The sequence below is a fragment of the Meiothermus sp. genome, assembly GCF_025056915.1.
Taxonomy (GTDB): Bacteria; Deinococcota; Deinococci; order Deinococcales; family Thermaceae; genus Meiothermus.
Window position 1 is genome coordinate 1 of the sequence record NZ_JANWVH010000089.1, and the last position, 11162, is coordinate 11162.

The following is an 11162-nucleotide window of genomic DNA, read 5'->3' on the forward strand; positions in this document are numbered from 1 at the left end:
CTCTAGCATCAGGAGCGGCCTCTGAAGCAGAATCCACCGGGCCATCCCCTGGCCACTCTGTAAGGGCCTGTTGACAATCACGGAAATCGGACTCCGTTGGAGCAGCCCATCGCTCACTGGGTTACTGGAGCGATTTAGAGCAGGAATGCCGATGTATCCTGAAGCCAATTTGTATTGAGCGGTATTTGAGTTGGTTGATAGAAATGAACTGGTTTTTATGGTATTCCATAGAATTCCTCCAGCCCAGCAGGGGATGAATCTTGAGATATCCACACCCTACTGCAACCCGCCTGGCTCGAGTCTCACAGCAACTCCAGCCGTGCGAGCTTTAGTGGCGTATCAATCCACAGTTAACGCAAAATTAATACAGCCTTTTTGAAGGCTATCACAGACACTTGAAATAGTTGTGACAAATAACCCAGGCCTTTTTTGCCAGGAGAGGTTCATGTAGCTCCAAGGTATTCTCTACAAAATGGCCCGGTATTCGACTCAATAACCGTTCCACTAACTAAAAGCGTCTGTTGTTTCGAGCAAACAAAAAGACACTGCAAAAGCGGCCTAAAGGATGCCTGTTCGGGTTGGTTTTTAGAAATACTTGGAGAACCGCTCGAGCACCGGTCCCAGCCCGTTTTCATCGGCCCGTACCACCACCCCGCCGGTGCCCTCGGCTACCAAACGCAATGCCTCCCAGTCTGCCTCGCCCACCCCTACGCTGAAGACGTGGACGTTGTGCCGGGGGGTAAAGGCCAGGCCCGCAGCCACGAGGTTCCTTAGCTCAGCGCTCTCGGGGAACTCGAGCCGCACTTCCCGCTCCTGACGGTCGGTCAGCTTGAGCAGCCCCGAGATGCCCACCGAACCGGCGTTGGCGATGCCGTCCGAGAGCAAAACCACGCCCCGGATGGCCTCCCTCGAGACCCCCTCGTAGGCATCGGCCAGTTCCAGACCCCGCTTGATGGCTTCGTACATGGCGGTGTTACCCCTGGCCGTGAGGGAATCTATGGCCTCCACAATGGCAAACCGGGTCTTATTCAGAGGGCCTATCGGAACCCGCACCTGCACACTACTGGCAAAGGTGACCAGCCCCACATGGGTGCCCGGTGCCGCTCGATCTAAAAAGCGTTTGGCTCCTTCTTTGGCCTGTTGAATGCGATCCCCCGACATGGAACCCGAGGTGTCCAGCACCAAAACCGCCACGCCGGGCTTTTTCACATCCTCCCAGCTGTTTTGAATGGCCCGGGCCACCTCGGGCTTGAGTCGGCCCAGCAGCTTTTTAGGCTCACTGGGGTTGATGCCCAGGGCCGGGCCCAGCACATCGGCAAACGGCAAGTTGGCCCCAGGACGGAAACCCCAGGCCATGAACTGCTTCTGCACCGGTTCGCTCAGGAGATACTCCTTCACTACCTGAGCCGCCGCCCGCTTTTGCGGGGTAACCCAGTCGGCGTTGGGAATGGCAAAAGGGTTGTCGTGCCAGACCGTGCCTTCCTTGGGGTAAAGCGCCACCACCTCGTAGCCGGCCTCGGTGATGGGACGCTGCACCACCTTGCCCCCCGGCACGCTCTCGGCGTTGACCCGCCCCTGGTAAAGCCAGGGCAGGTTGTATTCCTCCAGCGGGGCAAAGTGCACAAAACGCGGCCCCTGGAAAATTTTGGTCTGGAGCTTGAGGGTTTCGGGGTAGTAGTGGTCAACCGTGGCCTGGAAACGCCGCACGTAGTTTTGCGTCTTGGCCGAGCGCACATCCTCCAGGGTGAGGTTGGAACCCGACTTTCCGGCAGCCGCCTGGTACAGAAGCTGCAAAGTTGAGCGGGCCGTGGAGCTAACCGCCGGGTCGGTAAAGGCCACCCTGGGCTTGCGCCCCCATTCGGCCTTGGCGGTAGAGCAAGAGGCCCAGCCTTGGGGGCGTTCCTTGAGGGCAATAATGTCCGACCAGCCGACGGGCTTAGCCGGCCAGCCCAGGCACTCGGCCATCTCGCGGAAGGTGAAAATCACCACCGGCGTACGCACAATGGAGGGCATCTCGGCGAAGTCGAACACCTGGCGGCGGGTGTCCAGGTTCACCTGGGCCAGCCAGTCCGAGGTCGAGGGTGAGACCACCGTGGGGTCGCCCCCGGTGCGCTCCGGGAAGGCCACACCCTGGTTGAATTTACGCACCAGGTGGGTGTACATCTCCCCCGAGTTGACGGTCACGCTTTTGGCCTGCACAGTGTAGCGGCGGGAGCCAACCAGCACCGTCTTCCGCTGTTTGTTGAACGCCTCCAGGGCAGGTTTCAGCACATTCTGCTTCTCGCCCGAGGTCCATATCAGAACTTCGACAGTTTGCGTAGGATAAAACAAAAAGAAAAGAACCAGCGCGCCAATGAAGCCGATGGCAACCAAAACCTGCGCCAGGTTTCGCACAACTCTAAGTGTAGTGCAGTTTGAACTCAAAGGGGAGCATTGGTTGACTGTTGGGGCGCAGGGACTGCGCTTTTTGTGGACAGGGTGGCGAGGGCCTGCGCTACTCCCCGGAGGTCGGTTGAAGTAGCGTTGGGACGGGTCGGCCCTCGATTCTAATCGCCGCAAAAACCCTTGGGCTTTTACGAATGGCTGTTTAGCGGGCTCGAGCCGGCAACCGGCTTTTGCAGCAGCTCCGCAATCTGCACCGCGTTCAGGGCTGCGCCTTTGAGCAACTGATCCCCTGCCACAAAAAAGTCCAGACCGTTATCGAAAACCAGGTTCTTGCGAATACGCCCGACTTCCACGTTGAACTTTCCGGTTGCGGTGAGCGGCAAGGGGTACCGTTTGTTGGCTGGGTCATCCACCAGGTCTACTCCAGGAGCAGCCCTGAGCACTTCCCGAGCCGCCTCAGGGCTGACCGGGCGTTCAAATTCCACCGTGACCGCCTCGGAGTGTACGCGCAGGGTCGGAACCCGCACTGCCGTACAGGAAACCCTGATATGCGGGTTCTCCATGATTTTTTGGGTTTCCCACAGCACCTTCATCTCTTCTTTGGTGTATCCGTTTTCCTGAAAGGCATCGATGTGGGGAATCACGTTGAACGGCAGTGGATGGGCGAAGGTTTTATGTTCAACCGGCTGGCCGGCCAGAAATTGCCGGGTTCCATGCAACAATTCCTCCATGCCGCTTGCGCCCGCTCCCGACGAGCTCTGGTAGGTGCTGACGATGACCCTCTTGGCCCCAAAAGCCTTGTGAAGGGGATAAAGCGCCATGACCAGAATGGCGGTGGTGCAGTTGGGGTTGGCGATGATGTTTTTGTGGCCCCGGATGGCGTGCGCGTTGATTTCCGGCACAATCAGGGGCACCTCGGGGTCGTAGCGGAAGGCCGAGGAGTTGTCTATGACCACCGATTGCTTTGCCCAGATGGGAGCATACTGCTTGGAGATAGCCCCCCCTGCACTGGCCAGCACCACGTCCACCGGCAGGGGGGTTTCGGGCAGCGCCTCGATGCCTATTTCCCGACCACGAAACTTCAGGCTTTTGCCCGCCGAACGCGCCGAAGCATAAAGCCGCAGCTCAGAAACGGGGAAGTCGCGTTTTTCCAGTACACTCAGCAGTTCTTTGCCTACAGCTCCGGTTGCACCAACGATTCCAATCCTCATGAGAGCTCCTTTAGGAAACAAAAAACCCGCCGGGGCAGGCAGGTCAGGGCGACAGCTCGAGGGAGCTGTCGCCTATGTGGTGGTAGTGGTATACCAAACCATCTGAGGAAACAATAACGTCAACTCACGTAAATGTCAAACGCAAATCGAGGATAATAACCGGTTCTGTCAAAATCCTGCCCCATGCCCGAAGTCCTTCAGCCGGTCATGCCTTACCCCAGCGACTGCTTCTCAACGTTCGAGCGGATAGCACCCTGGCAAGACCGCAAGGAATACGGTCATACGGCCTCCTCCCTGGCCGCCCTGGCCCATCTCAGGGCCAAGAACCGCTTTATGCCAGGGCATGGGCCTCGGGTGAAAAACGGGGCCAAGCCCATCTGCCTGAAACCGAGAAACTCCTGCGAGACCCGGCCCAGCAATGACCACCCCCTCTTGCACAGCGCTTCCTGAACAACCGATGTGTGGTCTGGGTAATAAAAAAAGCCAATTGGCAGCACCCTCAAATCTGTAACGGCGTTATAACGCTGTGCTTGGTAGCTTTTGCTTGGCGCTACCGATTCAACGCGCTAGGAGGTATCTATGCGAACGGCTTTACGGGTTACCTTTGGGGGTTTGATTGCTTTTCTGGCAGCCTGCGGGGGGGGAGGGGGTGGCGCAGACACCAGCAAGCCTACGGTTAGCTTGACCGTCTCCAGCAACAATGTCACCGCTGCAGGCAACATCACCCTTACCGCATCCGCCAGCGACAATGTAGGCGTAACCAAAGTAGAGTTTTACGACGGCGCCACCAAACTCGGTGAAGATACCACTGCTCCTTATACCCAGGATGTGGCCCTGACCGCAGCGGATAACGGAACAAAAACCTACACTGCCAAAGCCTTTGATGCCGCTGGGAACAATGAGACCAGCGCTCCGGTCACGGTGACGGTAAACATTTCTATTCCCGATACCACCCCGCCCACCATCGTGAGTGTTTCGCCCGCCAACAACGCCACAGGAGTGCTCAAGGATGTCAATATCGTAATCACCTTTAGTGAACGCATGAACCAGGCCGCCACCCAGGCCGCCTACCAGTCGAGCTCCAATGGGATCCGGCCAGCCGACGTGACGTTTAGCTGGAATACGGAGGGAACCGTACTCACCGTCAACCCTAACACAGACCTTGCGTACGCTACCGGAACCACCACCAGTGTCGTGGCCCTCACCTACACCTTCAACCTGACCAACACCGCCACCGACATTGCCGGCAATCAACTAGCACCCGCCACTTTTAGCTTCAAAACCATGCGCGATATCACCCAGACTCTCAACGCTACCAACATCTCGGGTTGGGTGCGGAGCGATGGGGAGGTAAACGACCAAACACTTTGTGTGGGACTGTGTGTGGGGGATAGTGGAACGGCTGCCAACGCTACCTACCGGGGTTTCCTCACCTTCGATCTCTCGGTGCTTGCTTCCACACTGGAATCTGCCAACATCCTTTCTGCTACCCTGCGGGCGTACCAAAGTGCAACCAGTGGAACCCCATATGCCGACTTAGAAGACTGCACTTCCAGCGGTGGCCCTATCCCGATTCTTTTTTGCAATGACTTGTTAGTTCAGCATGTAAACTACGGGCCCTCGCTGCAAGACTCCGACTTCGATACCAATACGTTGCGGGGTCTGACTATAGTGGGTTGTAGTCTATTAACCGGGTGTCCTAGCGACAATGGCTACAAGGAAGCCGACGCACTGGCAGCCGTGCGGGAGGATTGGACCAACCGTGCCGCCCGTGGCAACCGCTCGCAGTATCGCCTGCGCTTTGCTCGTAACACTGACGCAGATGGAGCGGCGGATCTTGCATTCTTTTCAAATGCGGGCGTTGCTTCCAACCAGAACCAGCTGGTGGTGCGCTATCTGGTGCCCTGAGGGCTATTCTGTTCAAGCGAAAAGGCCGGGTGATCCCGGCCTTTGGGCTACCAGTTTTGGCTAGAACCGACTGGCTACCCTGTCCCAGTTGATCACATTCCAGATCGCCGCCAGATAGTCCGGGCGGCGGTTCTGGTATTTGAGGTAGTAGGCGTGTTCCCACACGTCAATGCCCAGGAGGGGAGTGTGGCCTTCCATCAGGGGAGAGTCCTGGTTGGCGGTGCTGTAGACGTGGAGCTTGCCGTCTTTGTCCTTGACCAGCCAGCTCCAGCCAGAACCAAATCGGGTCAGGCCGGCCTGGGTCATCTTGTTTTTGAGTTCCTCGAAGGAGCCGAAGGTGGCGTTGATGGCCTCGGCCAGCTTGCCGGTGGGCTCCTTGGCGCCGCCGGGGGTCAGGATGTCCCAGAAGAGGGTGTGGTTGTGGTGGCCGCCGCCGTTGTTGCGCACGGCGGTGCGGATGTCTTCGGGTACCTGGGCAATCTTGGTGAGCAGCTCCTCGAGGCTCCAGCTATGAAGCTCCGGGTGCTTTTCCAGGGCCGCATTCAGGTTGTTCACGTAGGCCCCGTGGTGCTTGCCGTGGTGGATTTCCATGGTTTGCGCGTCGATGTGGGGCTCGAGGGCATCCTTGGCATAACCGAGGTCGGGCAGTTTGAACGGATAGCTCATAGTTCATCCTCCGCGTTGTACTTTACGCCCCAGCCGTGGCGTAAAGCTGTGACTAAGGACTCAAAAGCCCAGGGTTGAAAGCAAAAGCCGATTGCCCAGCGCAACGAACCGGTGTTTTTCGCTTCATGCCGGTGAGGTCTATCCCCACGCCTTTAGTTGTGGGTCATCTCGAGGGGCACCACCCAGCGGTCGAACTCCTCCTCGGTCAGGTAGCCCAGCGCCAGGGCGGCTTCCTTCAGGCTGGTACCTTCCTTATGGGCTTTCTTGGCAATGGCGGCAGCCTTGTCGTAGCCGATGTGGCGGTTGAGGGCGGTCACCTGCATCAGGTTGATGGACAGGTTGTGCTGGATTTTGGGCAGGTTGGGCTCGATGCCCACCGCGCAGTGGTCGTTGAAAGAGGCGCAGGCATCGCCCAGCAGCTGAATGCTGGTGAGCACGTTGTACACCATCACCGGCTTGTAGACGTTGAGCTGGAAGTTGCCCTGTGAGCCTGCAAAAGCCACCGCGGCATCGTTGCCAAAGACCTGCACCGCCACCATGGTCAGGGCTTCAGACTGAGTAGGGTTAACCTTGCCGGGCATGATGGAGCTACCCGGCTCGTTTTCCGGAATGATGATTTCACCGATGCCGTTGCGGGGCCCCGAGGCCAGCCACCGCACATCGTTGGCCATCTTCATCAAAGCGCCGGCCAGGGTGCGCAAGGCCGCGCTGGTGGTCACCAGGGCATCGTGGGCGGCGAGGGCCGCAAACTTGTTCTTGGCCGAAACGAAGGGAAAACCGGTTTCCTTGGCAAAGTACGAGGCGGCCAGGTCGCCAAACTTGGGATGGGCGTTGAGGCCGGTGCCCACCGCGGTTCCGCCAATGGCCAGCTCATAGAGGCCCTGCTCGGCATGGCGCACCTCGGCCAGGCAGTAGTCAATCTGGGCCACCCAGCTGCCAATCTCCTGGCCTAAGGTGATGGGGGTGGCGTCTTGCAGGTGGGTTCGTCCCACCTTGACCACGTCCTTGTAGGCCTCAGCTTTGGCCGCTAGGGTATCGCGCAGCTTTTGCACATTGGGATACAGATGGCGGTGCAACTCCTCCACCACCGCAATGTGCATGGCGGTGGGGAAGGTGTCGTTGGAGGACTGGCCCCGGTTGACGTCGTCGTTGGGGTGGATGGGTTTTTTGGAGCCCAGCACCCCACCCGCTAGCTCAATCGCCCGGTTGGCGATGACCTCGTTGGCGTTCATGTTGGTCTGGGTGCCCGAGCCGGTTTGGAAAACCACCAGTGGGAAGTGGTCATCGAGCTTGCCGGCGATGACCTCGTCGGCGGCCCGGACAATCAGGTCGGCTTTTTCCCGAGGTAGCTCGCCCAGGTCGGCATTGGCCAGCGCGGCGCCCTTTTTCAGGATGCCCATAGCCCGAATGATGGAGCGGGGCATCTTAAAGCGCTCCTGGCCAATCGGGAAATTCTGGATGGAGCGCTGGGTCTGGGCACCCCAGTAGCGGCTTGCCTCAACCTGCATCTGGCCCATGGTGTCGGTTTCGATTCGGTAGCTCATGACATGGCTATTTTACCGACTCGGTCGGCGAGGAGAAGCGCCCCAGGGCGAGGTGGGCAATCCCCAGGCCCAGCGCCACACACAAGGCCCCAGCGAAGAAGGGGGCGCCGGGAAGTTCTGCTACCGCCTTTGGGCCTGAGAAGAGGCTGAAAAGGTAGGTTCCGCCGATTGGGCCCACAATGCCCATCAGGCTGCTGATGGTGGCCAAAGCGCCCTGCACGGCCCCCTGCTCGTCGGGACGGGCGTTACGGCTGATTAGAGCTTGCAACGCAGGCTCGTCCACCGCGCCCAGCGGAGCCACCATGAGCACCGCAAAGAGCACCCAGGGGGCGCTGGCGAGGCCATAGAACACGAGGCTGAGCGTACTCACGGTCAGACCCAGCACAATGGCCCTCCGCTCTCCCAGCTTGGGCACCAGCCAGGGCACCACCAGGCCCTGCCCCAGGGCGGTCATCAGCCCGAAGGCGGCCAGGGTGAGGCCGTTCTCGGCGGGGCCAAACCCATAGCGGTACGCTACGTAGGGCACCCAGACGGCCACCAACATATTGGCGGCCAGATGGTTAAGAAGAACTGTCCAGGCCAGCCAGCGCAGCAGCGGGTACCGACTTAGAGCGGCCAGCGCGCCGAAGGGGTTGGCCTCGAGCCAGTGCAGTTTTTGCCTGCGGTTTTCCGCCCTCAGCGACTCGGGGAGTAACGTCAGGGCCAGGGCGAAGGTGAAGGCCGAGAAACCTGCGACCATCCAGAATGGTGCTCGCAAGCCCCAACCGCCCACCAGGCCACCCATTGCGGGCCCGATCACGAAGCCGATTCCCAAAATGGCCCCCATCAGCCCGAAGTTGCGGGCCCGCTGCTCAGGGGGTGAGATGTCGATCAGATAGGCGTTGATCACCACCAGGTTGGCGCTGGTTGCCCCTGCAACGATGCGCCCCAGGAAGTAGAGCTCGAGGCCCGGCGCGAGCGCGGTCAGGAGATTGCCCAGCGCCGCCCCCGCCATGGAGAGGAGCAGGATGGGCCGGCGCCCGAAGCGGTCGGAGAGCATTCCCCAAAGCGGGGCAAAGAACAGGGTAAGCGCCGCGTAGAGGGCCAGCGACCAGCCGTAGAGGCGAGCTGCCTCCTGCACCGTGCCCCCGCCCAGGGCCTGCAGGAAGCTGGGGGTAATGGGGTAGACCAACCCCTCGCCCGCAACGTCCACGAACAGGATGGCCAGTACAACCGGCAGACCGGAGCGCGTCATGACCCCACTCTAGCCACAAAAGTTCGATATGTCAAACTGTTTGGTATGCCGTAAATAATGCCCTGTCGAACCATTTCCTCTTTTAGCCTATGATAGGGGAGTGGATGATCTTCGGCAGGCGTTGGCCCAGGCCCTGTGGCGGCTGAGCGAGGTGGCCTTTGCCGACTGGACCGGACAGATGACCGAGATGGCCCAGATTCATGGCCTCACCCTGCGGGAAATAAACACGCTCTACGAACTCAGCGGGAGCGGGCCGCTCAAGGTTTCCGAGATTGCCGCGCGCACCGGGCTCTCCAAGGCGGCAGCCAGCCAGATGGTGGAACGCATGGTGCAGCAGGGACTGCTCGAGCGCTCCGAAAACCCGGCCAACCGCCGCGAGAAGCAGGTGCAGCTAAGCCCTCAGGGCCGCACACTCACCCAGAGGTTCGACCAGGAAGCGCTCGAGCTGATGGCCAGGGCGCTCTTGGGTGTTCCAGATGAAAAAATTCGACTTCTCCTCGGAGCCGTGAACACGGTGCTGGAGGAGCTCGAGGCCAGACGTGCCCAAGGTTAACAACGAGCTACTCCCGCGGCTGCTCGTAGGGCTGGTGGAGCCGCACCGGCTGGGCCTTGGTGCGGCTTCCGGCGCGGATGTTGAGCCACTCGGTAAAGACTGCAAAGGCGATGGCGAAGTAGATGTAGCCTTTGGGAATCTTCTGGCCTAAGCCCTCGGCCACCAGGCTGACCCCAATGAGCAGCAAGAACGAAAGCGCCAGCATCTTAACCGCTGGGTGGCGGTTCACGAACTCGTAAATGCTTTTGGAGGCTAAGAGCATGATGCCTACGGCAATGATCACCGAAGCCATCATCACCGGCACGTATGGGGTCATGCCCACTGCGGTGATGACCGAGTCAATGGAGAAGACAAAGTCCAGCAGCAGAATCTGGCCAATTACTGCGGCAAAGGTGGGGGCAACGCGGGCGCTGGCGTGGCCCTCCTCGCCCTCGAGCTTCTCGTGAATCTCCTTGGTGGCCTTGTAAATGAGGAAAAGCCCGCCCAGCATCAGCACAATGTCCTTGCCGGAGATGTCCTGCCCCAGCACCGTGAAGAGCGTGGCTTTGAGGCTCATAATCCAGCCGATGGCCAGCAAAAACAAAAGCCGCATCCCTGCGGCCAGCAGAAGACCGGTTCGGCGGGCGCGGTCCTGCTGCTCTTTGGGCAGTTTGGCCGCCAGAATCGAGATAAAGATCACGTTGTCCACCCCCAGCACGACCTCGAGCACCGTGAGCGTGATGAGCGCAGTCCATATTTCGGGGTTGCCAATCCAATCCATACGGATACAAGCTTAGTGAATGGCGGCCCATCTGGGTAGGCGGGGGCCTGGGCCGGATGCAGGAACATTCTGCCTCGAGCCCTGCTTGTAGCATAGGAGGCATGTGGGACCTAATCATCGTGGGTGCGGGGCCGGTGGGGCTTGCCGCCGCCATCGAGGCCAGGCGCGCGGGCCTGCAAGCGGTGGTGCTGGAGAAAGGAACCATCGTCAATACCCTCTACCGCTGGCCCAGAGAAACCGTGTTTTTCAGTGAGGCCCGAAACATCGAGATTGGGGGACATCCATTTCCCTCGCTTAGCCCCAAGCCCACCCGCCGCGAGGCCCTGCAGTACTACCGTCGGGTGGCCGAAAACGAGGCCCTGGACATCCGCACCTACACCGAGGTCACCCGCCTGTGCCCTGAGCAGGGCGCTTTCAAAGTCATCTACCGCGACCGCGCGGGCGAGGGCGCGCTTCGCTCGAGGTATGTACTGGTCGCCACCGGTTACTACGATAACCCCAACCGCTTGGGCGTGCCCGGCGAGGCGTTGCCCCATGTGCGCTATGGCCTGGAGGAAACCCTGCCCTACTGGCAGCAGCAGGTGGTGGTGGTGGGCGGCTCCAACAGCGCGGTGGAGGCGGCCCTCGAGCTCTACCGCGCCGGGGCACGGGTCACGGTGGTGCACCGTGCGCCGGAAATTCGCCCCAGGGTCAAGTACTGGCTCAAGCCCGACTTCGACAACCGCGTGAAGGAGGGCGCGATAAGGCTCATGCTGAACGCAAAAGTCCTGGAGATTACTCCGCGAGAAGTGGTGCTCGAGGTCGGAGAACCCCCCTCCGGGATAACCACCGTTCAGCGGCTTCCCGCCGATTTTGTTCTCGTCCACATCGGCTACCGCGCCGTAGATGCCCTGCTGCGCGC

Annotated in this window: 10 protein-coding genes; 4 read left to right on the forward strand and 6 right to left on the reverse strand. The window is 60.0% G+C overall.

Annotated elements, in window-relative coordinates; all coding sequences use genetic code 11:
- Positions 1-585 precede the first annotated feature (585 nt).
- A complete protein-coding gene (locus NZN28_RS12405) occupies positions 586-2394 on the reverse strand; it encodes a VWA domain-containing protein (protein WP_295398650.1) in 1809 nt (602 codons plus the stop codon).
- A 179-nt stretch (positions 2395-2573) separates the two neighbouring features.
- Positions 2574-3596, reverse strand: coding sequence for an aspartate-semialdehyde dehydrogenase (locus NZN28_RS12410; protein ID WP_295398651.1), 1023 nt, complete (start codon positions 3594-3596; stop codon positions 2574-2576).
- A gap of 183 nt (positions 3597-3779) precedes the next feature.
- On the opposite strand from NZN28_RS12410, the gene NZN28_RS12415 reads away from it, so the two are divergent.
- Positions 3780-4046, forward strand: coding sequence for a hypothetical protein (locus NZN28_RS12415; RefSeq protein ID WP_295398653.1), 267 nt, complete (start codon positions 3780-3782; stop codon positions 4044-4046).
- Positions 4047-4175: 129 nt separating this feature from the next.
- Complete coding sequence (locus tag NZN28_RS12420; protein WP_295398654.1) at positions 4176-5504, forward strand: Ig-like domain-containing protein; 1329 nt, start codon at positions 4176-4178, stop codon at positions 5502-5504.
- 60 nt (positions 5505-5564) lie between these two features.
- Here NZN28_RS12420 and NZN28_RS12425 read toward each other — a convergent pair whose 3' ends face one another.
- The 3 genes from NZN28_RS12425 to NZN28_RS12435 form a co-directional block, all read right to left on the reverse strand.
- On the reverse strand, positions 5565-6170 hold the full coding sequence (locus NZN28_RS12425; RefSeq protein WP_295398656.1) for a superoxide dismutase: 606 nt from the start codon (positions 6168-6170) through the stop codon (positions 5565-5567).
- Positions 6171-6322: 152 nt separating this feature from the next.
- Positions 6323-7714, reverse strand: a complete 1392-nt coding sequence (gene fumC / locus NZN28_RS12430) for a class II fumarate hydratase (RefSeq protein ID WP_295398658.1) — start codon at positions 7712-7714, stop codon at positions 6323-6325.
- Between the two features lie 7 nt (positions 7715-7721).
- On the reverse strand, positions 7722-8948 hold the full coding sequence (locus NZN28_RS12435) for an MFS transporter (protein ID WP_295398660.1): 1227 nt from the start codon (positions 8946-8948) through the stop codon (positions 7722-7724).
- 100 nt (positions 8949-9048) lie between these two features.
- Here NZN28_RS12435 and NZN28_RS12440 point away from each other — a divergent pair, with 100 nt between their 5' ends.
- Positions 9049-9501 carry a MarR family transcriptional regulator gene (locus NZN28_RS12440; protein WP_295398662.1) on the forward strand — a complete coding sequence of 151 codons (453 nt, stop codon included), beginning with the start codon at positions 9049-9051 and terminating at the stop codon, positions 9499-9501.
- A gap of 7 nt (positions 9502-9508) precedes the next feature.
- On the opposite strand, the gene NZN28_RS12445 is transcribed toward NZN28_RS12440, so the two are convergent.
- On the reverse strand, positions 9509-10261 hold the full coding sequence (locus NZN28_RS12445; RefSeq protein WP_295398664.1) for a TerC family protein: 753 nt from the start codon (positions 10259-10261) through the stop codon (positions 9509-9511).
- Between the two features lie 101 nt (positions 10262-10362).
- Between NZN28_RS12445 and NZN28_RS12450 the strand changes: the two genes are divergently transcribed.
- On the forward strand, positions 10363-11162 hold an 800-nt coding region (locus tag NZN28_RS12450; RefSeq protein WP_295398665.1), incomplete at its 3' end, for an NAD(P)-binding domain-containing protein.